Origin of the sequence: Candidatus Palauibacter sp., assembly GCF_965197445.1 — a bacterium.
Taxonomy (GTDB): Bacteria; Gemmatimonadota; Gemmatimonadetes; order Palauibacterales; family Palauibacteraceae; genus Palauibacter.
The window spans coordinates 460,001-483,674 of sequence record NZ_CBDANE010000004.1; the positions used below are offsets into that span (position 1 = coordinate 460,001).

The following is a 23,674-nucleotide window of genomic DNA, read 5'->3' on the forward strand; positions in this document are numbered from 1 at the left end:
GGATCGGGATCCATATCGCGGACGTGTCACACTACGTTCGCGAGGGCGACGAGATCGATGGCGAAGCCTGGGAGCGGGGCACGAGCGTCTATCTGGTCGACCGGGTGCTGCCCATGCTCCCGCATTCGCTGTCGAGCGACCTCTGCTCGCTCGTACCGGGCGAGGACCGGCTGACGCTGGCGGCCTTCATCCGGGTCAATGCGGCGGGTGCCGTCGAACATGCCCGGTTTGCCCGCGCCGTCATCCGGAGCGCGCACAAACTGTCGTATGAGGAGGCGCAGGACATCCTCGAGGGCCGGGAGACGCCGGCCACGCGCAGGGACCCGGCGCTGGGTGACGACCTGCGGGGCCTGCTCCGCGTGAGTCGGGCGTTCCGCGAGCGGCGGCGAGTGCGCGGGAGCCTGGATTTCGATCTCCCGGAGTCACATGTCGTGCTCGACGACGAGGGGGCGCCGGTCGATGTCCGGCGCCGAGAGCGTCTTGCCGCTCACATGCTGGTTGAAGACCTGATGATCGCGGCGAACGAGGCGGTGGCGGGCTGGGCCATCGAGAAGGCCGTGCCGGTGCTCTACCGCATCCACGAGGAGCCGAACCGGGAGAAGCTCGAGGCGCTGCAGCTCCTGGCCGGAGAGTTCGGTCTCTCCTTCCCGAAGAAGAACCCTCAGCCGATCGACTTCCAGCGACTGCTCGACGCGGTGAAGGGTCGGGTCGAGGAGCCGATCGTTTCCATGCAGGTCCTGAGGAGCCTCGCCAGGGCGCGCTATGCGACGAGCAACGACGGCCATTTCGGGCTCGCGTCTCCGGCCTATCTCCACTTCACGTCGCCGATCCGCCGCTATCCGGACCTGGTGGTACACCGGCAGCTTGGCCGGTGGCTGGAGGCGCCGGGATCCGCCCGGAAGATCAACCGCGAATGGCTCGAGGCGACGGCGCGTCATTCGTCGCAGCGCGAGGAGACGGCCGCCCGGGCGGAGCGCGACTCGGTCGACCTGAAGAAGGTCGAATTCATGGAGCGGCATGTCGGCGATCACTTCGAGGCCGTGATCAGCGGGGTCACCGGTTTCGGGCTCTTCGTCAGGCTTGATGAGTATGACATCGAGGGGCTGGTGCACGTGAGCAGTCTGGCCGGCGACTATTACGTACACGACCAGACGAAACACACGCTCCGAGGGCGCCGCACCCGGAAGACATACCGCTTCGGCGACCCCGTCGAAGTCCGGGTGGTTCGCGTGGACCGCGAGGAACGGAGGATCCACTTCGACCTCGTATGAGGGCGGCGGGAAAGTTCGCCTTCCGCGAGGAAACGTGGTCTATTGGCCCCGGGCCGCCGAGCCACACCGAGACGTGCGGAGGGGTGCGACAGAACCGATGGAACTCGCGAAACAGAAGGAGCGCGCCGAGGCGCTCAGAGGCCGGCTCGATGAGCTACGGGGGTATCTTTGAGATCTCCGCGAAGCTGAAGCGCATCGCCGAACTCGAGGAGCGGATGGCGGCCCCGGGTTTCTGGAATGACCGCGACGAGGCGAAGCAGGTCATCGGCGAGGCCAATCGCCTCAAGAGCTGGACCCGGCCGTGGACCGCCGACTCCTCACGTGTGGATGACCTGCTCGAGATGGTGGCCCTGCTTGAGGAGGAACGCGACGCGGAGCTGAACGCGGAGCTCGAGGCGGGGCTGACCGCGGCCGAGAAGGACGCCGCCGAACTCGAGTCCCGCAACATGCTTAGAGGTGAGGACGCGCACCGCGGCGCGCTGGTCACGATCAACCCGGGTGCCGGGGGCACCGAGTCGCAGGACTGGGCCCAGATGCTGATGCGGATGTACATGCGCTGGGCCGAGCAGCACGGCTACGACGTCGAGATCATGGACCTGCTCCCGGCGGAAGAGGCGGGGATCAAGTCGGCCACGCTCGACGTAGACGGCCAGTTCGCCTACGGGTATCTGTCGGCCGAGCGTGGGGTCCACCGACTCGTGCGGATCTCGCCATTCGACTCGCAGAGCCGCCGCCATACCTCCTTCGCCTCGGTCTTCGTCTACCCCGTGGTGGACGATGACATCGAAATCGCGGTGAACGAGGAAGAGCTGCGGATCGACACTTTCCGGGCTTCCGGGGCCGGCGGCCAGCACGTGAACAAGACCGACTCCGCCGTGCGCATCACGCACCTGCCGACCGGGATCGTCGTCTCCTGCCAGCAGGAGCGCAGCCAGCACAAGAACAAGTCCAAGGCCATGAAGATGCTTCAGGCCGCCCTCTATCAGCGGGCGGTCGAAGAGCGGGAAGCTCGGCGTGCCGAACTGGAGGGATCGAAGACGAAGATCGAGTGGGGACGGCAGATCCGCTCGTACGTCCTGCAGCCGTACAAGATGGTGAAAGACCATCGCACGAACATCGAAGTCGGCAACGTCGATGCGGTGCTCGACGGCGATATCGACGACTTCATCCAGGGTTACCTTCAGGAAGCCGGCAAGACGAACGCATGAACTGCCCATCGTGCGGCGCCTCGACGCCTGGACTCCGCGACGGGGTCTGCGTCTCCTGTTGGTACGCATCCGAGGAGCGCCCGAAGCCGATCAGGGACCGCTTCGCCAAGCTCGCCCGGCTGCGTGAGCTGGGTGTAGACCCCTACGCCTACACCTTCGACCGTTCCCACGATCTGCACGAAGCGTTCGCGGCCTTCGAACGGCTGGAGGAAGCCGGGGACGGTGCGGCGGAACTCGAAGGGGTCCGCGTCGCGGGCCGCATCCTCTCCTACCGAGACCTCGGAGGCAGCGCCTTCGCCCACATGGGGGACCGCGACGGACGGCTGCAGATCCACCTGAGGCGGAACCTCCTTGGTGGCGAGGGACCGGCCCTCATGGACCTGCTCGACCTCGGGGACTGGGTCGGCGTCGAGGGGGCGGTGTTCCGCACACGGCGCGGAGAGGTCACCGTGCGCGCTGAATCCCTCACGCTCCTGGCGAAGACCCTCCGCCCGCTGCCCTTCGGCAAGGAGGAGATCACCGGAGATGGCCGTCGCATCGTGCACAGCGGGTTCAGCGACCAGGCCGCGCGCTACAGGCAGCGGGTTGCCGATCTGGCGGTCAACCCGGAGGTCCGGAAGGTGTTCCGGATCCGGAGTCGCCTGACGACCGCTTTCCGCAACTGGCTCGACGCGCGCGGCTTCCTGGAGGTCGAGACGCCCGTGCTCCAGCCGCTCTACGGTGGCGCGCTGGCGCGACCGTTCTCCACGCACCACCACAGCCTGGACCGGAAGATGTTCCTGCGCATCGCCGACGAGCTCTATCTCAAGCGCCTCATTGTCGGAAACCTGGACCGCGTGTACGAGATCGGGCACGACTTCCGGAACGAGGGGATCGACCGCACGCACAACCCCGAGTTCACGATGCTGGAGCTGTACTTCGCGTTCGCGGATTACGAGGACGTGATGCGCCTCACCGAGACGATGGTGAGCGACGTGGCGCGGGAGGTGATGGGCACGACCCGGTTCGAGTACGACGGGACGGAGGTGGACCTCACCGCCCCCTGGGGCCGCATCCGATGGGACGAGGCCTTCGCGGAGGCGACGGGTCTCGATCTCTGGACGGCGGGAGACGACCAACTCCGGGCGCTCGCCAAACAGGTGGGACGGGCCGACTCCGACGACCTCTCCCGCCTGCAGTTGCTCGACACGCTGTTCTCGGATCTGGTGGAAGACCGGATCACGGATCCGGTCTTCGTGTACGGCCACCCAATCGAGATGAGTCCGCTCGCGAAGCCGAAGCGGGGCGAGCCGGCGCTGGCCGAGCGGTTCGAGGCCATCGTGTGCGGGTTCGAACTGGTGAACGCGTTCAGCGAACTCAATGACCCAATCGACCAGTGGAACCGCTTCGCGGCGCAGCAGCGCCTGAGGGAGGCCGGCGATCAGGAGGCGATGGAGATCGACGAAGACTACGTGCGGGCGCTGGAGTATGGGCTGCCTCCGACCGGGGGTTTCGGGCTCGGGATCGACCGCCTCGTGATGCTGATGACCGGACAGACCTCGATCCGCGATGTCGTGCTGTTCCCCATGCTCCGGCCCGAAGAGGGAACCTCGTGAGCGGGGAAGGGGGCCGGTTCGAGCGCTTCATCGCGCGACGCTACCTCCGGGGTACCGGACGGCGTCTGTCGTGGCGCCCCTTTGGCGGTAACCGGACGGTCGACGAGCACGATTCCAGGCTCGTCACCTTCATCTCGAGCCTTGCCGTCGGCGGAGTGGCCGTGGGCGTCATGGCCCTCATCGTTGTGATCGGTGTGCTCAACGGGCTCCAGGAGAGCCTCCGGGACCGGATCCTGAGCGGCGGCCCGCACGCGCACGTGATGGAGCTCGAGACGGGCTTCCGGATGGACGACTGGGAGATCGTCCTCGACCGCGTCCGGGCGGACGAGGACGTGGTTTCCGCCTCTCCATTTGTCTTCACCGAGATCCTGCTCAACGCGGGCGACGACTACCACAAGGCCAGCGCGATGCGCGGCATTTCAGGTGACTCGGCCGGGACACGGATCGCAGGGCTGCTGGAGCACCTGGTCGTCGGCGGGCCCCCGTTCGGGCCGACCGAGTCGGGGGAACCCGGCATCGTAGTGGGTCGGGGGCTCGCGCAGCAGCTCGGCCTCTATGAAGGCAAGCTCGTCACCGTGGCGTCGCCCCGGAATGCGCCGCTCTCCGCAGTCGGCTTCTCGCCCGCGCTCAAACAGTTCGAGGTGACGGGCGTCTTCCAGACCGGGCTCTATCAGTACGACGACGAACTTGTGATGGTCGCACTCGAGGAAGCCCAGGCTCTGCTCGGTCTCGGCGAGGGGGTGACGGGCATCGAGTTCGACGTTCGCGACCCCTGGCAGGCGACAGAGGTGTCCGCACGGCTCGAGGAGGGGCTCGGGTGGCCGTACCGGGTCGAGGGCTGGCAGGAACTCAACCAGAGCCTCTTCTCCGCGCTGCGGCTCGAGAAGCTCGGGATGGCTGTCGTCCTCACGCTCATCGTCCTCGTCGCCTCCTTCAATATCATCTCGACGCTCGTGATGATGGTCGCCGACCGCACGCGCGAGATCGGGATCCTGCGCTCGATGGGGGTCACCGCCCGCGGAGTCGGGAAGGTGTTCACGAACATGGGGCTGTTCATCGGAGTCGTCGGCACCGCCATCGGGGGCACGCTCGGAGCGCTCCTCGCCTGGGCGCTGAGCCGCTACCAGTTCATCACGCTCCCCAGCGACGTGTATTTCCTCGACCGGCTTCCGATTTCGCTTGCGCCGCTCGACGTGACGCTGATCCTCCTCGGGTCTGTACTCATCTCGTACCTGGCCACGATCTACCCGGCGCGCAAAGCCGCCGCGCTGACGCCGGTCGACGCCATCAGGCACGAATGACGGCCACACTGGTGGAGACGCAGGAGGCGCGACCGCCCGCGGTCGAGGCGCGCGGGCTGGCCCGTACCTTCTCGAGTCCCGACGGCGGCCTGATCCCGGTACTGAAGGGGATCGACCTTGACGTGGCCCGCGGAGACTCGGTTGCGATCGTGGGTCCCAGTGGGTCGGGGAAGTCGACGCTGCTACATTTGCTCGGTGCCCTGGACAAACCGACGCGGGGCGATGTGTGGCTGGGAGGCGACCGTGTGTCCGAGCTCGGGGAGGGGAGGCTGGCCGAACTGCGGAACCGGTTCGTCGGGTTCGTCTTCCAGTTCCATCACCTGCTGCGAGATTTCACGGCGCTGGAGAACGCGATGCTGCCTCAGCTGATTGCCGGCGCTTCGCCGGAGGAGGCGGCGGCGCGAGCCTCGGAGCTGTTGGCGCAGGTGGGGCTGGCCGAGCGGGCAAGCCATCGGCCAAGACGGCTCTCGGGCGGCGAGCAGCAGCGTGTGGCGGTGGCGCGGGCTCTCGCCAACGCCCCCCCGCTCGTGCTTGCGGACGAGCCGTCGGGGAATCTCGACGCCGAAACCACGCTGAGGCTGCACGACCTGCTGTTCGAGCTGATCGACGGGCACGAGACAGCGCTGATCGTCGTGACGCACAGCCGCGAGCTGGCCGGCCGGGCCGCCCGTGTACTGCGCCTCGAGGGCGGCGAACTCTTCGAGACATGATCGGAGCGCCCGGGCGGCGCAACGGAGAACGACGATGGATTGCGAGAACTGCGGGGAGCGAAAGGCGAAGATCACGCTCACCGAGATCGAAGAAAACGAGATGCGCACGGTCAACCTCTGCTCGACCTGCGCCACCCTCAAGGGCGTCTCGGTCGGCAGCGGCTCGCCCCCGATCGCCGATCTCCTCGCGCACCTCGGCGGCGGCGCCGGCGACACCCTGTTCGAGGCCGGCGGCGAAGCGTGCGAGTACTGCGGGACCGGGGCGGCCGAATTCCGCAAGTCGGGACGCCTCGGCTGTCCTCAGTGCTACGTGCAGTTCGACCGGCAGCTGCGCGCGCTGCTGCGTCGCGTACACGGCGCCTGGCAGCACATGGGAAAGGTGTACGTGAGCACCGCCCTCGACACCGACCCCGCTCATGTGCGCCTGTCCACGCTCAGGCGGCGGCTCGAACGCGCGGTCGAGATCGAGGACTTCGAATCGGCGGCGGACCTGCGAGATGAGATCCACGTACTGACGGAGGCATCTTGAGGGGGGTATCGTGACGGAGGAGCTTCGCGCGGGCTCGCCCATCGGCGACCACGGCCTCGCCTGGATCGAGGAGCCGGGGCCGGACAACGACATCGTCGTCTCGAGCCGCGTCCGCCTCGCCCGCAATATCCAGGGGTATTCGTTCTCCTCGCACGCGACCGGTGAGGAGCGCGAGATCCTGCTGGACAAGGCACGGGAGGCCGCCGCGGGCGCCGGGGTCCTCGATGAGGTCGACTTCTGGGAGATCGCGAACCTCGACGCCTTCGACCGCCTGCTGCTCCTCGAGCGGAGGCTCGTGAGCAAGGAACTCATCAGCGGTCCCGCCGGCACGCCCCGCCGGGGCGCCGGGCTCGCCCTCGCCCGCGCTCGTGCGCTGGGGTTCATGGTGAACGAGGAGGATCACCTGCGCCTCCAGGCGCTGAGGGCGGGTTTCCAGCTCTCCGCGGCATGGCGCGAGGTCGACCAGCTGGACGAAGAGATGGGGGCGCGGCTGCCGTACGCCTTCCACCACGAGTTCGGATTCCTCACGTCCTGTCCCACGAATGTCGGCACCGGTCTGCGGGCATCCGTCTTCATTCACCTTCCCGGCCTCGTCCTCACCCGGCAGATTCGGAAAGTGCTGGAGGGTATGGGGCAACTCGGCGTCACCTACCGGGGTCTATATGGAGAAGGCTCGAAGATCGTCGGGAATCTGTTCCAGATCTCCAACCAGACCACCCTGGGCAAGACCGAGGAGGACCTGATCGATCAACTCGAACGTCTGGTCGACCGCGTGATCGGGTACGAGAAACAGGCCCGCTCCGTTCTTCTGAGGGAGGCGCCGAACGTCCTCGAGGACAAGGTGTGGCGGGCGTACGGGATCCTGCGCCATGCGCGCAGCCTGCCGTTCGAGGAGATGATGAACCTGCTCTCCGGCATACGCCTCGGGGTTTCGCTGAAACTTCTGAAGACGCCTCGTGTAGAGGTGATCAGCCGCATGATGATCCACGCCCAGACCGCGCACCTTGCGCGTGCGGCGCGCCGCCGGCTCGATGAAACGGATGCGGATGCGTTCCGCGCGCGGTACGTTCGAGAAGCCTTGGCAGCCCGCGACGAGACCCGGCCTTAGCACCGCGAGCGGTGAGACAACCCACCTGGCAGGGGCGGCTGACAACCGTCGAGGCCACATGAGGCGCGGATGAACTACAACTTCACGGACCGGGTTCGGAAAGTGCTCGCCATGGCGCGCGAAGAGGCCATCCGCCTCAAACACGACTACGTGGGCACGGAACACATCCTGCTCGGCCTGATTCGGGAAGGCGAGGGCGTCGCCGCGGCGGTGCTCGCCAACCTGTCCGCCGACCTCGAACAACTGAATCAGCTTATCGAAACGAACGTCCGCCCGGGGAAGAGCGCCTCGTCCATCGGGGAGCTGCCCTATACGACGCGCGCGAAAAAAGTGCTCGAGCACGCGATGGCCGAGGCGAAGGAACTCAACCACAGCTACGTGGGCACGGAACATCTGCTGCTCGGCCTCCTCCGACAGGACAAGGGCCTCGCGGCCAGAGTCCTCGGCGAAGCCGGGATCGGCCTGGACGGCGCGCGGACGGTAACGCTCAAGCTGCTCGGCACCGACATGCCGGCCGGCGGCACGTCAACGGCGGCTTCGGTGACCGACCCCGCCAGCACCGGCACCAAGGGCGACCGGAAGTCCAAGACCCCGGCGCTCGACCACTTCTGCCGCGACCTCACGCAGCTCGCGAGCCAGGGCAAGCTCGATCCCACCATCGGGCGGCTGGCCGAGATCGAGCGCATGATGGAGGTGCTCTCGCGGCGCAAGAAGAACAACCCCGTGCTCATCGGCGAGCCGGGCGTCGGCAAGACCGCGATCGTCGAGGGGCTCGCCCAGGCCATCGAGCGAGGCGACGTGCCCGACAGCCTGAAGAAGCACCGCGTGCTGGCGCTCGATATGGCCGCCGTGATCGCCGGCACCAAGTACCGAGGCCAGTTCGAGGAGCGGCTCAAGGCGATCGTTAACGAGACGTCGCAGGCGACCGGTGTGATCCTGTTCATCGACGAGTTGCATACCCTCGTCGGCGCGGGCGCCGCCGAGGGTGCGATCGACGCTTCGAACATGCTCAAGCCGGCGCTCGCGCGCGGCGAACTCCAGTGCGTGGGCGCCTCGACCCTCAACGAGTACCGCAAGTACATCGAGAAGGACGGGGCGCTGGAGCGCCGCTTCCAGACCGTGATCATCGAAGCTCCCACCATCGACGAGACCGTCGAGATCCTGAAGGGTCTGCGGAAGTACTATGAGGACCACCACAGCGTGGAGGTCCCTGATGAATCGCTCGTGGCGGCCGCACGGCTGGCGGAGCGCTACATCACGGACCGCTTCCTCCCGGACAAGGCCATCGACGTGATCGACGAGGCCGGGGCCCGCGCGCGACTCGCCGCACAGGTGCCGCCGGCCGAGGTGCAGGAGTTCCAGGCGAAACTCGAGGAACTCGCGGCGTGGAAGGACGCGGCCATAAGCGATCAGGACTTCGAGCGCGCAGCCGACCTGCGAGACCGCGAGAAGGAAGTCCAGGAAGAGATCAAGCGCCGGCGCGACGAATGGGAGCGTGCCCAGGCCAATTTCCGCCCCACCGTCGGGGAGGATGAGATCGCTTTCATCGTCGGCCGGTGGACGGGGATCCCGGTGACGCGCCTCAAGGAGGCCGAGACCGAACGCCTGCTTCGAATGGAGGACGAACTTCACGAGAGCGTCGTCGGTCAGGATGAGGCGATCGAGGCGGTCAGCCGCGCGATCCGACGTGGCCGGGCGGGTCTGAAGGATCCCGACCGCCCCATCGGAAGCTTCATCTTCTGCGGTCCGACGGGCGTGGGGAAGACCGAACTCGCCCGCGCGCTCGCCCGTTTCCTGTTCGTTGACGACAGGGCGCTCGTGCGCGTGGACATGTCGGAGTACATGGAGAAGTTCTCGGTGAGCCGTCTCATCGGAGCACCACCGGGATACGTCGGCTACGACGACTCGGGCGCGCTGACCAAAGCCATCCGGCGGCGGCCGTACAGCGTGGTCCTCCTGGACGAGATCGAGAAGGCGCACCCGGACGTATTCAACATCCTGCTTCAGGTCCTCGACGAGGGTCGGCTCACCGACAACTACGGCCGCGTGATCGACTTCAAGAACACGGTCGTCATCATGACGTCGAATGTGGGGAGCCGGGACATCGGCTCGTCCACGCGGCTGGGCTTTACAAGCGAATCGAACGGCTTCGACTACGAGCGGATCAAGGACCGGGTCTCCGACGAGATCGACCGCGTGTTCACGCCGGAGTTCCTCAACCGGGTGGAAGAGACGATCGTCTTCCATCCCCTCACCAAGGAACAGCTCGGCGACATCGTGCACATCCAGCTGAGGGATGTGCAGAACCGCCTCGCGGAGGAAGGGCTCACGCTGGAGCTGAGCGACGCTGCGGTCCGTTTTCTGGTCGACCGAGGCTACGACAGGAAGTTCGGCGCGCGGCCGCTCAAGCGGACGATCCAACGGCACGTCGAGGACGCGCTCTCCGAGCGGATCCTGATGGCCGATTTCGAGCCCGGAGACCAGATCTCGGTCGACATCTCCGCGGACGAGGATTCCCTGGTGTTCGTCACGCCCACACCTTCTTCGGCAACATGAGACAGCGGCCGCCGCCCGCCGCAGCGGCGAGCGGAGTGGCGCTTCTGGGGGCGATTCTCGCGGCCGCGGCCGTCCGTCCGGCGGCCGCCCAGACGACGGGCCTCGACCAGTTCTCCGTCCGGGTCGACTCGGTCGTGGTCGTCGGGAACCGCCGCCACTCGGCAAACATCATCATCACGCGGAGCGGGCTCCGCCCGGGGAACGTCGTGCGCCAGCCTCAGATCCAGGACGCCATCCGGCGCCTGTTCAGTTCGGGCGACTTCTCATTTGTGCACGTCGGCGTGGCGGATTCCGACGATCCCGAACGGGGCGTCTTCTATATCGGTGTCGAGGAGCGACCCTACATCACGCAGTACGCCTTTCGGGGGCTCGAACGGGTGGGAGAGGATGTCATCCGCGACACCGTCGGCCTCACGAACAACAGTCCGCTGGATCCGCACCGGATCGCCCGGGCCCGCGTCACCATGCTGGACCTCCTCTCGAACGAGGGGTTCCCGACCGCGAGCGTGGACACGCTTATCCGGCCGGATCCGGCGTTTCCCCCCGACTTCCTCGTCGTGTTCGATGTCGACGAAGGGCCGAGACTCGGCGTCACGGCGATCACCTTCGACGGGAACGACGCGTTCACCGACGCGGAACTGCGCGCGGCGATCGCAACGGACGAGGAAGGGTTCTTCTGGTTCGATTCGGGCGAACTCAAGAAGGACGAATTCCGCCGCGACCTGACGGAGCGACTGCCGGAGTTCTATCGCTCGAACGGCTACCTGGATTTCGAGGTGCTCGAGGACACGGTCGTCTCCGACCGCGTCACGGGGAAAGGCCGCATCGAGATCCAGGTGCGCGAGGGTGAACAGTATCTGCTCGAGGACTTGCGCATCACGGGAAACCGGGCCTTCCCGCTGGCAGCGATCGAGCCCATCGTGCGACGCGGCCAGCACGAAGCCCGCGACGAGGAAGACTATCCGCCCTTCAACTTCACGGCCTTCTACGCTTCGCCGGCGGATCTCGGCGACATGTACCGGAACAACGGGTATCTGGCATCGCGGATCTCACCGGACGTGCGGCGCGTCGAGGTGGCCGAGGGCGAGCAGCCCCGGGTGACGGCGCACCTCATCATCGACGAGGGCCAACGCAGCTACATCCGTGAGATTTCGATCGAGGGGAACACCGCGACGCACGACCGCGTGATACGGAACCGGCTGTTCGTCTTCCCCGGCGACGTCTACTCGCAGGAGCGCCTGATCCAGTCTTTCCAGGCGATCCAGGGTCTCAACTTCTTCGAGCCGCTCCCGCCCGACGAGGCGATCAACATCCGCCCGCGACCGGACGGCGACATCGACATCGGGCTTCGGGTGCAGGAGAAGCAGACCGGAACGCTGAACTTCGGGATCACCGCCTCGGGCTTCACGGGCCTGGCAGGATTCATCGGATACTCTCAGCCGAACCTGTTCGGGCTCGCGAAGACAGGGAGTTTCCGCTGGATCTTCGGTCGGCGGCAGCAGGACCTCGATATCAGCTATGCCGATCCGGAACTTCTTGGGAGCCACTACTCGGGCACGGTTTCACTCAGGAGTTCGCGCGACCAGTTCACCGGTTTCAGCCTCGGCGACCGCCGGCAGACGGGTGGTCTCACCGAGTTCGGCACGCCGATCCTCGGCCTCCGCTCGACGCGCGTGTTCGTCGGGTATTCGCTGTTCGCGGACGACGTGCGCGGGCTCGACACGACGAATGTGGTCGGGCGACGGTTCTCGCTCTTCTCCGGGACTCGTTCGACGTTCTCCGGGCGTCTCGTGCAGGACAGCCGCAACAACCCGATTTTCCCGACGAGTGGGGCCCGGAACCAGCTCGCGTTCCGACACACAGGCGGGTTCCTGGGAGGCGACGGCAACTACCAGAAGATCGACCTCACGAGCGAGTGGTTCGTGCCGGTGGGCCAGATCGGCGGGGGACCCGGAAGTACGAGCCCGCCCATCGAACTGACCTTCGGCCTCAGCTTCGAGACCGGGCTCATCCTGGGCCGCAATCCGTTCTTCACCGAGCGATACTATGTGGGCGGCACGCAGGCGGGCATCCAGCTCCGCGGGTACGATGAGGCGTCCGTCACCCCGTCCGGACACATCCCGGACGATGCGCCGTTCAGCGACCTGGACCGGGTGGGGGAGTCGTTCTTCAGGACAGGCGTGACTTTCGGGATCAAGCTCACAAGTAACATCTTCACGAGCGCATTTCTGGATGCGGGGAACGTCTGGCAGGACGCAAGCCAGGTGAATCCGACGGATCTGCTGGTGGGGGCGGGCATCGGTGCGAGCCTCGTAACCCCCTTCGGGCCGTTGGGGCTCGATTACGCGTATGGTTTCGATCGTCGCGATGTCCTGGGTCGACCGAACCCGGGTTGGCAGTTGCACTTCAAGTTCGGACGGGTGTTCTAGCTGCCCGTGGCAACGCTCAGCGTACTGGACCGACAAGGGATATCTCACATGCATTGGATCCATAGGGGCGCGTTCCCGGCGGTCATCCGCGGGCTGGCGCTCGGCCTGCTGGTGGCGGCGCCTGTGGGCGCGCAGCAGCAGGCGGGGGCGCCGTCCTTGCCGGGAGCTGCCCCACTGCCTCCCGAGGGGACGACGCTCGTCTTCGTGAACACGCAGGCCATCCTCCCCATCGCCCCCGGCGCCGATTCGGCCCAGGCGGCGTTCCTGCGCGTCAGCACCGATTTCGACCGGGAGCTGGAGGGATTGGCGGCGGAGATCGACTCTCTCCTCACGGCATACCAGCAGCAGGAGTCGCTGCTCGATCCGGCCGGCCGTCAGCAGAAACAGCAGGAGATCCTGGCCAAACGGGAGGGAGCCGCCGCGCGACAGCAGGAACTCATCCAGGAGTCCGAGCGGCGGCGGACGGAGCTGCTCGCGCCGATCCTCGAGCGCATCACCCAGGTGATCGAGGATCTCCGCGCGGAGCGGAGTTACTCTATCGTGCTCGACATCACCGAGTCCGGCGTGGTCGCGGCAGACGCTTCGCTCGACATCACGGGTGCCGTGCTCGAGCGGCTCGGCGTCGACATCCCCGCGTCCGCGTCGGGCGGCTAACCGGTCGCGGGCCGCCCAGGAGCGGGGCTCGCCTCGGCGAATGCCGGCCTTCACGGTCTCCGACCTCGCACGTCGTCTGAACGCCGAGATAGCAGGCGACCCTGACAGGTTGCTCAGCGGGGTCGCCTCGCTCGGAGTTGCAGGTCCCGAAGATCTCACCTTCTTCGCCCGGGAAGCGATGCGGAACGCGGTCGAGGGGACCGAGGCCGGGGCCGTCCTGGCCCCGCGGAGCTTCCACTGCCCGGGGGCCCGCTTCAGCGTCCTGAAGGTCGACAATCCACAGCTCTGCTTCGCCAGGATCGTGAGGCTGTTCCACCCCGAGCCCGAGCCGCAACCCGGACTCCATCCGTCGGCCCGTATCGGCACGGGCGCCCGGATCGGAGAATCCGTGTCGCTGGCCGAGGGCGTGGTGGTCGAAGACGGTGCGCGGATCGGCCGGGGCACGCACGTGGGCCCCGGGACACTGATCGGGCGGGGGGCCCGTGTCGGCGAGGACTGCCGGATCGGGCACGCCGTCTCCATCCTGCATGCAGTCGAGATCGGAGACCGCGTACGGGTGCACGCGGGGGCCCGTATCGGGACAGATGGCTTCGGGTACGCGCCGGGGCCATCCGGGGCGCACAAGGTCCCCCAGATCGGCGGGTGCGTGATCGGCGACGACGTCGAGATCGGAGCGAACTGTACGATCGACCGCGGCGCGCTCGACGAAACCCGGATCGGAGACCGGACGAAACTGGACAACCTCGTCCATGTCGGTCACAACGTCCTCATCGGGAGCGACTGTCTGATCATTGCCCAGGTCGGCATCGCGGGCAGCACGAGGATCGGCGCCGGGGCGCAGCTCGGCGGGCAGGCCGGTATCATCGGCCACCTCGAGATTGGCCCCGGTGCGCGGATCGCGGCGCAATCCGGAGTGATTCGAGACGTGCCGCCAGGCGCGACGCACGGGGGCACGCCGGCTCAGCCCCGGCGGTCGTGGATGAAGGCCATCGCCCACACGCGGAAGCTGCCACAGCTCGTCCAGCGCGTCGCCCGGCTCGAGCGGCGGCAGGGGCTCGCGCGGAGTGGTGCGGAGGAGCCGGCGGACGACGGGACCGCTTGACGGAGAATCAGCGGACGATCGCACGGGCCGTCGAGGCCCGCGGGCACGGTCTGCACACGGGCGAGGCCTCGGTCGTCACACTACGCCCGGCGCCCGAGCACACCGGCCTGCGCTTCCGGCGCACCGATCTGGCCGGCGCCCCCCAGATCCCGGCCACGGTGGACGCGGTGGATTCGGTCTATCGCGAGACAGCCCTCCGCCGGGGGGAGGCGGTCGTGCGCACCGTCGAGCACCTGCTGGCCGCCGCGCACGGGCTACACCTCGATAACCTGTGGCTCGACATCTCCGGACCGGAGCCGCCGGCTCTGGATGGGAGCGCGGCGCCGTGGTGCGACCTTCTGCTGGAGGCGGGAGAACTCGCCCAGAAAGCGGAGGCCACGCGCTTGCGTGTGCGGGATCCCTTTCACTTCGAGGTCGGCGAGGCCCGATACGTTGTCCTGCCCTCGAAGTCCTGGCGCGTGTCCGCGAGCATCGACTTCGACCACCCCCTCATCGGGCGGCAGTTCGCAAGCGCACAACTCGACACCGGGCCCTTCATGCGCGAGATCGCGCCGGCGCGCACGTTCGGGCTGTCGGCCTGGCGCGAGGAACTTCAGGCGCGAGGCCTGGCGCTCGGGGCCTCTCACCGGAATACAATCGTCCTGTCCCGGGACGGGTTGATGGCCGGTCAGGAACTACGTTTCCCGGACGAATTCGTACGCCACAAGATCCTCGATGTCGTCGGCGACCTCGCCCTCGTGGGCGCGAGGCTGCAATGTCATGTGATCGCGGAACGGCCGGGACATCACGGCAATCTGGAACTCGCCCGCCGGCTCAGAAGCCGGATCGGGGCAGAACAAGGGTGGGTGATGGACGTCACCGATATTCTGAAGATTCTCCCGCACCGCTATCCAATGCTCCTCGTGGATCGCGTACTCGAGGTCGAACCGGGGAAGCGAATCGTCGGCCTCAAGAACGTAAGTGCCAACGAACCGTTTTTCGCGGGGCATTTTCCGGGGCGTCCCGTCATGCCGGGGGTGCTGATCGTCGAGGCCCTGGCCCAGTGTGGCGGTCTGCTTCTGATGGGCGGGATCGAGAACCCCAAGGACAAGGTCATATACTTCCTGTCGGTGGACGGCGTGAAGTTCCGGCGGCCCGTCGTGCCCGGGGACCAGCTCCGCCTCGAACTCGAGCTGATTCAGGGGCGGGGGAGCCGAGGCAAGCTGAAAGGGGTGGCCCGGGTCGAAGGCAAGGTCGCGGCCGAAGCCACGATCCTGGGCCAGATCATGGACCGTTGACCTCCACCGGCCACGCCCCCGGGCGGCACGCGACCGCGGTCATCGATGCGTCGGCCCGCGTCGCGCCCAGTGCCAGTGTGGGTCCGTACACGGTCATTGGCCCCGATGTCGAAATCGGGGAGCGGGTGCGTATCGGTCCGCACGTATACATCGAGCGTGACACGAAGGTGGCCGAGGACGTGCGCATCGCGAAGGGTGCGGTCCTGGGTTCGGACCCGCAGGACCTGAAATACGCCGGCGAACGGACGTTTCTGGAAATTGGACCACGCACCGTCGTGCGGGAGTTCACGACGCTGAACCGGGGCACTGCCGCCGGTGGCCTCACGACGGTGGGGGCGGACACGCTCGTGATGGCCTACGTGCACATAGCGCACGATTGTCGCATCGGCGACCATGTGGTCCTGACCAACGGAGTGACCATGGCGGGTCACGTCGAGATCGGAGATTGCGCGATCGTGGGCGGGCTCACGGGGATCCAGCAGTTCACCCGAGTGGGCCGGCACGCCATGGTGGGGGGAGGGGCGCGCCTCGTGCGCGACGTGGCCCCCTACACGCTCGTCGGAGGCAGCCGGACCCGCACGTACGGCATCAACCGGATCGGCCTCGAGCGCCGGGGCTTCGCGCCCGAGGCCATCCGCGCCCTCCAGGCCGCCTACCGGGCCATCTTCCGCTCCGGGAAGCCGATCCGGGTAAGCCTGGACAGCCTGGAACCGAACGACGAGCATGCCGAAGTGCGGGAACTCGTGGCGTTCATCCGGGATTCCGCGCGGGGAATTACTCCGACCCGGGCCCGGCGGAAAGAGGACGACGCCGCCGAGTGAATCGGATCCGGGCCGGCGTCGTGGGCGTGGGGCGTCTGGGTGCGGCGCACGCCGGGCTCCTCGCGCACAGCGACGCGTTCACGCTCGTCGGTGTTCACGACCGTTCCGCCGCGCGGGCGGCGGAGGTCGCGGCCGGTCTGGGCGTGCCGGCCTTCGCGGAGGCATCGGCGTTGCACGACAGCGTCGATGCCGTCGTCATCGCCGTGCCGACAGCAGCCCATCACGGTGCGGCCGTGGGCGCGATCGGGGCGGGGTGCCATACGCTGGTCGAGAAGCCTCTCGCCTCGAGTCTCGACGAGGCGGACGAGATGCTGGGGCTCGCGCGCGAGAGGGGGCTGGTGCTCGGCGTCGGACACGTCGAACGCTTCAACGGGGCCCTGCTGGCGGCGGAACCGTATCTGGAACGGCCCCGTTTCATCGAGTCGCTGCGCATGGCGCCGTTTCAGCCCCGCGGCGCCGACGTGACGGTGATCCTCGACCTCATGATCCACGACATAGACCTTGTGCTCACGCTCACCGAGGCGCCGCTCGCGGAAGTCCGGGCGGTGGGCGTCCCCGTCATATCGCCCTGGATCGATCTGGCCAACGCGAGGCTCGCGTTCGAGGACGGTACGGTGGCGAACATCACGGCCAGCCGTGTCTCCTTCAAGCCGCTCCGGCAATTGCGGTTGTTCCAGCGGTCCGGCTATTTCAGCTTGGACCTGGCGGCGGGGACGGGGCACCACTACCGGCGCCGCGACCCGCAGGCCGTGTCACAGGTTACCGGGGTCGAGAGCCTCGTCGAGCGCATCTCCCTGGGGGGGCAGACCGGCGAGCCTCTCGGACGGGAGCTCGACGCGTTCGCCGACGCGATCGCCGGGCGACCGAACCGGCTGGTTTCGGGACAGGCGGGCAGGGAAGCACTCGAAGTCGCAATCCGGATTACCCGCGAGATCGAGGAGTTCGTACATGTCGTTGCTCAAGATTCGTGAAGAGCGGAAGAAGCTCGGGGGCGCGGTGAAGCGGGGGCCCAAGACCCTGATCCTCCTGGTTCTCCTCGCGCTGGTGCTTATGCTGATGGCATATCTCGGCCGCGTCTCCTGAACCCAACCTCGAGCCCGGCGCCGGCGATCTTCATTTCGGCCGGCGAAGCGTCGGGAGATCAACATGGGGCCGCGGTCGCCCGGGCGATCCGGGCCCGGCGGCCCCGTGTGAGACTGCTCGGGATCGGAGGCGGCGAGATGGAGGCGGCGGGGGTGACCCGGATCGCCGGCCTCGACGAGCTGTCAGTGATGGGGGGCTGGGAAGTCGTGCGGCGGCTCCCGTTTCTGCTTCGACTTCAGCGCCGCATCGAGCGATTGTTCGCGGAAGAGGAGATCGGGGTCTTCCTCCCGATCGACTACCCCGGACTCAACCTGCGCCTCGCGCGGGCCGCGCGCGGGCAGGGGCGGCCCGTGCTCTATTTCATCGCGCCGCAGGTCTGGGCCTGGCGGGAGGGGCGGGCCCGCAAGCTCGAGCGCTGCTGCGATCGCGTGCTCACGGTGCTTCCCTTCGAGGCGGATCTGCTGCGCAAGTACGGCGTGCGGGTCGACTTCGTCGGGCACCCGCTGCTCGACGCGGGCCTCGCACCTGAGCGGGAGGGCGGTCCGCCCTCCTCCGACGGGAAGCGCCTGGTGGGCCTGTTCCCGGGATCGCGGGCGCAGGAGGTACGACACATGCTGCCGGTGTTCGCGGAGGCGGCTCGTCGGCTCGCCCGCCGCTACCCCGACCTCCAGTTCCGTGTGGCCCGCCCCGGGCATCTGCCGGAGGCGCTCTATGCCGAGGCCGGGTTCCCGACCGCGGGGGCTCGGGAAGTCGCGGCGGGGGCGACGGCGGCACTGACGAAATCCGGGACCATCACACTCGAGCTTGCGCTGGCCGGGGTTCCCATGGTCGTCGGCTACCGGACCACGAGGCTCGAGTGGGCCGTCGGCCGCCGTCTTGTGCGCGTCCCGTCGATCGTACTCGTCAACCTCGTGGCCGGAGCGCCGATCGTGCCGGAGCTGCTCCAGGCCCGGTTGACCCCGGCGAGTGCGGTCTCCGCGCTCGAGCCGCTGCTCGACGAGGGCTCGCCCGCCCGGCGCGCCATGCTGGCGGGGTTCGAGGACATGCGCGAGCGGCTTGGCGCGCCGGGCTGCGCGACCCGGGTCGCCGCACACGCGATCGAGCTCCTGGAGTGAGTGCTCGACGCATTCCGCCCGGCGTCGCGGTCGGGACGCTGCGAGCCGTCCTGCCCATCGGCCGTACGTGGCGCTTCCGGCACCCGGACGATCCCGCGCGGCCCTACCGGCCGGTCCTGGAGCACGAGATCCACGCCTGTTGGCACGAGCACCTGCTCCCGCTCGCCTGTCTCTTCGCCGGTCAGGGAGTCGCGACGCTCGCAAGCCGTGACCGTGACGGGGAGATTATCTCGCGCCTCCTGCGAGGCCTCGGGTACGACGTCGCGCGCGGGTCGAGTACGCGCGGAGGCCAGGCCGGATTCCGGCAACTCGCCCGCTCGTTCGCCCAGGGCCGCGGCGTCATCCTCACGGGCGATGGGCCGCAGGGTCCCCGCCGATCACTCAAGGACGGTACGGCGCGGCTGGCCACACACACCGGCGGCCCCGTGACCGCAGTCGGCCTCGCGACCACGGCGGGCTGGCGGCTTTCGAGTTGGGACCGCTTCCTCATCCCCGCACCCGGCGCCACCGTCTTTGTCTCCGTCACGGCCGCGGGGGCCGGGACAACCGTGACCACCCGCAGCATCGAGGCGGCACTCGAGCGCGAGGTCGCCCGCTGCGAACAGGCCGCCCGGGAAGCCCGCTGGGCTCGACCGCCAGCCATCGTCCGCCGAAGCAGCGCGGACGGACCGGGAGAGCGGCGCCGCGGGGAGGAGGCGCGACGGGCGATCGAACGACGCGTCCGTGCGCACTGGCGCGCCCCGCGTCCCGCGCCCGCTCTCCGGACCGCCGCCCGCGCGTTCGGCCTGGTCCACGACGCCCGGCACCGGTTCTACGATCTCCGGCTGATTTCGACCCTCTACGCCCCCCTCCCCGTGATCTCCGTCGGGGGTGCGACCGCCGGAGGCAGCGGCAAGACACCGGTCGCGGCCTGCATTGCCCGTGCCCTCGACGAAGCTGGCCACCGGACGGCCATTGTCGCGCGTGGCTACGCGGACGAACTCGAACTCCTCACTCGGGAGGCGCCGCGAGCGCGCGTGTGGGGCCACCCGGACCGTCTCCGTTCTGCCTGGCGCGCCGCGGCCGACGGCGCCACGGTGGCCGTCGTCGATGATGGCTTGCAGCACCGACGCCTCCGGCGCGACCTCGATCTGCTCCTGCTCGACCGCGACGCGCTCCGCCGTACCAACGGCTCCCGCCTCCCCGCGGGGCCCTTCCGGGAAGACTGGCGATGGGCCGCCTCCCGCGCGGATGCGATCATCACCACGGGACGGGAGCCATGGACCGACGATGTCGCGCGGTTCGAGTCGGAGCTTCGTGCTCGAGTCAGAAGCCTGGCGGACGGTGTACCGATCGCCACGGTGGTGTTCGGGACTGCGCCCATCGAGCCGGCCAGCGTCGGCGCGCGAGCGTGGACCGGGCCGCCGGCTCCCCGACTCGCCTTGACCGGGATCATGAAGCCCAATCTCTTCTTCGCGCAGGCCCGCGCCCAATGCGCGTCGGTGCGGGAGGAGCACGCCCTGGGAGACCATGGGGTCCCTTCACCGCGGGAGCACGCAGCCCTCGCCGAAGCCGCAGGGCGGGGTGGGGTGCTGACCACGCGAAAGGACCTGCCGCGGCTGCGGCCGTTCTTCGCCCCGGACCTGCCGATATGGGTGCTCCCTGAAACCATCACCTGGAAGGCGGGCTGGGAGGAGTTGAGGCTTCTGATTCTCGACGCGGCATCGGGCCGGGAGGCCCCCAACCTCGGGCGCGGACCGTGACGAGGATTCTGGTGGCAGCGGTAGGGCGCAACCGGAGATCCCATATCCGGCGGGCGACGGGGGAATACGAGGACCGACTGCGCCACTACCTCCGTTTCGAAGCTCTCACGGTCGAGCCTGCGAGGCTCCCGGACGGCCGGGCCGGGGAAGCGCTCGAACGGGAAGCCGCTGCGCTCGAACGTCGTCTCCCGGACGATCTGGACCTCGTCGCGCTCACCCGGGGAGGGGAACTTTGGTCGACGCGGAAACTCGCCGACTACCTGGACGGGATGCGGATCTACGGACGCCCCGGAGCCGCATTCGCGATCGGCGGTGCGCACGGGCTCGCCCCCCGCCTCCTCGCCCGGGCGCGGGCCCGCCTCGCCCTCTCGGCCATGACGCTACCTCACGAAGTGGCCCGGCTCGTGCTCACGGAACAGTTGTATCGCGCGGCCACCATCCTGCGCGGCGAGCCCTACCACAAGGGGCCGTGAGCGCACCCGCCGAGTGGTTCCGGGACTGGTTCGGCGAGGCCTACCTCGAGCTGTACCCGCATCGGGATGAGGAGGAGGCCGCCCGTGCCGTCGCGCTCTACGGCGAGCGGACGGGCCTCCCCGCGGGATCCCGCGTGCTGGACCTGGCCTGCGGCGCGGGCCGCCACCTCCAGCGGCTCCGGGCCGCCGGCCTCCGGGCGACCGGGATCGACCTCTCGGCCCCGCTCCTGCGCGCCGCCCGCACCCGACCCGGCCTGGCCGGCACGCTCGTGCGGGCCGACATGCGCGCGCTCCCCTTCGCCGACGCCAGCTTCGACGGCCTCGTCAACTTCTTTACGTCTTTCGGCTATTTTCTCACCCCGGAGGAGGATGTCGCCGTGCTGGGCGAGATCCGACGCGTGCTTCGCGCGGACGCGCCCTTCCTCATGGACTACCTCAACGCGGCGTGGGTGATCGATCGTCTCGACCCCGAGTCTGTGGGCGAGATCAACGGCACCCCCGTACGGCAGACTCGCTGGGTGGAAGGAGATCAGGTCTTCAAGCGCATCGAGATCGCGGGCCGCGAGGGGCAGCCGCCCGAGGTGTACCACGAGCGGGTCCGGCTCTATCCGCCCGAAACCCTCTGGCAACTGCTGCGCGAGAACGGTCTCGACCCGATTCACACGTTCGGCAGCTACGATGGCGCCCCCTTCGGCCCCGAGTCACCCCGCCTGCTCATGATCGGACGGACTCTGTGACCGCCGAAATCCGCCCCCGACGCCTGGCCGCGGCGGGGTCGCTCGCACACACCGTGCTCGGCGGAGAAGGGCCGATCTCCCTGCCGCGGGTCTCCGCACTCGACCCTTCGGCGCTCCCGCCCCCACGCGAGGTCCGGCTCGGACCGGAGGCGTTCGGCAGTTCCGGACCCGAGACTCGGCGTCGGCTCGAGGCCGTGCTCCGGGGGGAGGGTTACTTCGTCTCGACGGGGCACCAACCCGTTCTCCTGCTCGGGCCGCTGTACATCGTCTACAAGGTCCTCACCGCCATCTCCCTCGCCGCCCGATTGGAGCGGACGCTCGGACGGCCGGTCGTCCCGCTCGTCTGGGTCGCGGCCGACGACCACGACTGGGCTGAGGTCGGACGAGCGACGCTGCTCGACCGTTCGGACGAACCACATGAGCTGGCGCTACCCGTCCCGGAGGGCGCCGGGCGCCGGTCTGTCGGGTCGTGCCTCATCGATCAGGATCTATTGCGGCCGATTGCAGATGTGTCCGAAATCGTTCCTGCGTCAGAATTTGCACCGCATTATCTCGAGTCAATTCGAAATGCATACGCCGAAGGTCGGACGCTGTCGGAGGCCTTCGTCGGCCTCCTCCGTGAGGTGCTGGGAGACCGGGGGTACGTCTGGATCGATTCGGCCCGACCCCGGATCAGGCGGGCGGCAGCCCCGTTCTATCGGCGCCTCCTCGACGGCTGGGAGGGGGCGCTCGAGGCACAGGCAGCCGGTGCCCGGGCGCTGACCGAAGCGGGCTTCGAGGCGCCGATCGCCGCCGTGCAGGGCGCACTGCCCCTGTTCTTCGACGGTGGGGAGGGGCGACGGCGGATCAGGCCGGGGGCGGAGGAGTCTCTCCGCCGCTGGCGGGAGCGGCTGGAGACGGAGCCCGAAGGCTTCTCCCCGAACGTCGCGTCGCGTCCCGTGCTCGAGTCCTACCTCCTGCCCGTGGCCGCCACCGCGCTCGGTCCGGGCGAAATCGCGTACTGGAGCCAGCTCCGCCCCCTGTTCGATTCCCTTGACGTGCGGATGCCTCTGATACAGCCGCGAGCCGCCTGGACGCTCATCGAACCGCGCGTTCGACGGACTCTCGATCGGGCGGAGATTTCGCCGCAGGATCTCGCGGCCGGCGCGGAGCCTGTCGTGGCGCGGCTGACCCGGGAGGCGCGGCCGGAAACGGTCAACCGGGCGCTGCGCCGGTTCCGCGAGGAGGCGGAGGCGAGGCTGGCCGAGGTCGAGCAGGCCGTGGCCGACAAGCTGCCCGGGCTGCGGGGGACGGCCGGGAAGACGCGAAAGAACGTCCTCAAAGCGGCCGACGATCTGTCCCGGCAGGTCGACCGGCTGACCCGACAGCGGCTCGACGTGCGCATCGGGCAGGTCCGGCGTGCGGCGGCAAGCCTCTTTCCCGGACGACGTCCGCAGGAGCGCGTGCTGAGCCCGTTCCCCTTCCTGTGTCGTTATGGGCCGGAACTGATCGACCGTCTTGCCCACGAGACCGACGAGTGGGTCGCCGCCTCCTTGGCGGACGCCGGAACAGATGGATAGCTTTCGGCGGTCGTGGGTATGACCGGCCAGAAGCACACGCGTATTTCCCCCGGGAGCTCGACGATGACCTGCACAGGACACCCGAGATGACCATTGCCTTCATGGTGGTTCTCGGGATGATCGTCCTCATTCCCGTGCTCGCCATCGTGATCGATTCCCCCCTCTCCGAAGCCCTCGCGCGCCGGATCGGAAATGGCGGCGACGCGCCCCAGGGGCAGTCCGCTCGCCTCGATGCGATCGAGCAGGAACTCCAGTACCTGTCCCAGACGGTCGAGAGCATGCGGGAAGAGGCGGCGTTCGTCCGCGCACTGGTGGAAGGGGACGACACCCTTCCGGCGCTTCCGACGCGGGAGTTGGACCGGCGGGCCGGGGACCACGGGGAGCGCTGACCTGACCGACGGGAA

General features: G+C 68.3%; 21 protein-coding genes (1 of these 21 only partly in view). All 21 read left to right on the plus strand.

The annotated features are described in order from the left end of the window. Positions 1 to 1,271 carry the 3' portion of a ribonuclease R gene (gene rnr / locus ACN9M6_RS05885; RefSeq protein ID WP_419161981.1) on the plus strand. It extends 1,018 nt beyond the left edge of the window, so the window shows 1,271 of its 2,289 coding nt (coding positions 1,019-2,289); its start codon lies off the left edge, out of view; the stop codon is at positions 1,269 to 1,271. Positions 1,272 to 1,368: 97 nt separating this feature from the next. Continuing rightward, positions 1,369 to 2,479 (plus strand): peptide chain release factor 2 gene (prfB, locus tag ACN9M6_RS05890; RefSeq protein WP_419161982.1). Its coding sequence is split into 2 segments (ribosomal slippage): positions 1,369 to 1,440 and positions 1,442 to 2,479, totalling 1,110 coding nucleotides; the frame shifts between segments, so codons are not numbered across the junction. Then, the gene (gene lysS, locus ACN9M6_RS05895) at positions 2,476 to 4,074 is read left to right on the plus strand and encodes a lysine--tRNA ligase (protein ID WP_419161983.1); all 1,599 of its coding nucleotides are present in this window, start codon (positions 2,476 to 2,478) and stop codon (positions 4,072 to 4,074) included. The genes prfB and lysS overlap by 4 nt, the downstream gene beginning before the upstream one ends. Further along, positions 4,071 to 5,375: an FtsX-like permease family protein gene (locus ACN9M6_RS05900; RefSeq protein ID WP_419161984.1), complete on the plus strand. Its 1,305-nt coding sequence runs from the start codon at positions 4,071 to 4,073 to the stop codon at positions 5,373 to 5,375. The genes lysS and ACN9M6_RS05900 overlap by 4 nt, the downstream gene beginning before the upstream one ends. After that, positions 5,372 to 6,085, plus strand: coding sequence for an ABC transporter ATP-binding protein (locus ACN9M6_RS05905; RefSeq protein ID WP_419161985.1), 714 nt, complete (start codon positions 5,372 to 5,374; stop codon positions 6,083 to 6,085). The genes ACN9M6_RS05900 and ACN9M6_RS05905 overlap by 4 nt, the downstream gene beginning before the upstream one ends. 34 nt (positions 6,086 to 6,119) lie before the next feature. Next, positions 6,120 to 6,614, plus strand: a complete 495-nt coding sequence (locus ACN9M6_RS05910) for a UvrB/UvrC motif-containing protein (RefSeq protein ID WP_419161986.1) — start codon at positions 6,120 to 6,122, stop codon at positions 6,612 to 6,614. A gap of 10 nt (positions 6,615 to 6,624) precedes the next feature. Beyond that, positions 6,625 to 7,722 (plus strand): ATP--guanido phosphotransferase, encoded by a 1,098-nt coding sequence (locus ACN9M6_RS05915; protein ID WP_419161987.1) that lies wholly within the window; start codon positions 6,625 to 6,627, stop codon positions 7,720 to 7,722. Positions 7,723 to 7,791: 69 nt separating this feature from the next. Then, complete coding sequence (locus tag ACN9M6_RS05920; RefSeq protein ID WP_419161988.1) at positions 7,792 to 10,278, plus strand: ATP-dependent Clp protease ATP-binding subunit; 2,487 nt, start codon at positions 7,792 to 7,794, stop codon at positions 10,276 to 10,278. Beyond that, entirely contained in the window at positions 10,275 to 12,707 is a 2,433-nt protein-coding gene (gene bamA / locus ACN9M6_RS05925; protein WP_419161989.1) for an outer membrane protein assembly factor BamA, read from the plus strand. The genes ACN9M6_RS05920 and bamA overlap by 4 nt, the downstream gene beginning before the upstream one ends. A gap of 48 nt (positions 12,708 to 12,755) precedes the next feature. Continuing rightward, the gene (locus ACN9M6_RS05930; RefSeq protein ID WP_419161990.1) at positions 12,756 to 13,361 is read left to right on the plus strand and encodes an OmpH family outer membrane protein; all 606 of its coding nucleotides are present in this window, start codon (positions 12,756 to 12,758) and stop codon (positions 13,359 to 13,361) included. A 40-nt stretch (positions 13,362 to 13,401) separates the two neighbouring features. Next, positions 13,402 to 14,463, plus strand: coding sequence for a UDP-3-O-(3-hydroxymyristoyl)glucosamine N-acyltransferase (gene lpxD / locus ACN9M6_RS05935; RefSeq protein WP_419161991.1), 1,062 nt, complete (start codon positions 13,402 to 13,404; stop codon positions 14,461 to 14,463). Next, complete coding sequence (lpxC, locus tag ACN9M6_RS05940) at positions 14,460 to 15,740, plus strand: UDP-3-O-acyl-N-acetylglucosamine deacetylase (RefSeq protein WP_419161992.1); 1,281 nt, start codon at positions 14,460 to 14,462, stop codon at positions 15,738 to 15,740. Before lpxD ends, lpxC begins: the two co-directional genes overlap by 4 nt. Continuing rightward, positions 15,737 to 16,561 (plus strand): acyl-ACP--UDP-N-acetylglucosamine O-acyltransferase, encoded by an 825-nt coding sequence (lpxA, locus tag ACN9M6_RS05945; RefSeq protein WP_419161993.1) that lies wholly within the window; start codon positions 15,737 to 15,739, stop codon positions 16,559 to 16,561. Before lpxC ends, lpxA begins: the two co-directional genes overlap by 4 nt. Then, positions 16,558 to 17,532, plus strand: a complete 975-nt coding sequence (locus ACN9M6_RS05950) for a Gfo/Idh/MocA family protein (protein WP_419161994.1) — start codon at positions 16,558 to 16,560, stop codon at positions 17,530 to 17,532. Before lpxA ends, ACN9M6_RS05950 begins: the two co-directional genes overlap by 4 nt. Continuing rightward, positions 17,510 to 17,644: a hypothetical protein gene (locus ACN9M6_RS05955; protein ID WP_419161995.1), complete on the plus strand. Its 135-nt coding sequence runs from the start codon at positions 17,510 to 17,512 to the stop codon at positions 17,642 to 17,644. The genes ACN9M6_RS05950 and ACN9M6_RS05955 overlap by 23 nt, the downstream gene beginning before the upstream one ends. A gap of 32 nt (positions 17,645 to 17,676) precedes the next feature. Continuing rightward, entirely contained in the window at positions 17,677 to 18,759 is a 1,083-nt protein-coding gene (gene lpxB, locus ACN9M6_RS05960) for a lipid-A-disaccharide synthase (RefSeq protein ID WP_419162264.1), read from the plus strand. After that, positions 18,756 to 20,501 (plus strand): tetraacyldisaccharide 4'-kinase, encoded by a 1,746-nt coding sequence (locus tag ACN9M6_RS05965; protein WP_419161996.1) that lies wholly within the window; start codon positions 18,756 to 18,758, stop codon positions 20,499 to 20,501. The genes lpxB and ACN9M6_RS05965 overlap by 4 nt, the downstream gene beginning before the upstream one ends. An 11-nt stretch (positions 20,502 to 20,512) precedes the next feature. Further along, positions 20,513 to 20,974 (plus strand): 23S rRNA (pseudouridine(1915)-N(3))-methyltransferase RlmH, encoded by a 462-nt coding sequence (locus ACN9M6_RS05970; protein ID WP_419161997.1) that lies wholly within the window; start codon positions 20,513 to 20,515, stop codon positions 20,972 to 20,974. Next, on the plus strand, positions 20,971 to 21,711 hold the full coding sequence (locus ACN9M6_RS05975) for a class I SAM-dependent methyltransferase (protein WP_419161998.1): 741 nt from the start codon (positions 20,971 to 20,973) through the stop codon (positions 21,709 to 21,711). Before ACN9M6_RS05970 ends, ACN9M6_RS05975 begins: the two co-directional genes overlap by 4 nt. Beyond that, entirely contained in the window at positions 21,708 to 23,270 is a 1,563-nt protein-coding gene (bshC, locus tag ACN9M6_RS05980; RefSeq protein ID WP_419161999.1) for a bacillithiol biosynthesis cysteine-adding enzyme BshC, read from the plus strand. Before ACN9M6_RS05975 ends, bshC begins: the two co-directional genes overlap by 4 nt. Before the next feature lie 86 nt (positions 23,271 to 23,356). Next, on the plus strand, positions 23,357 to 23,659 hold the full coding sequence (locus ACN9M6_RS05985; protein ID WP_419162000.1) for a hypothetical protein: 303 nt from the start codon (positions 23,357 to 23,359) through the stop codon (positions 23,657 to 23,659). Positions 23,660 to 23,674: the final 15 nt, after the last annotated feature.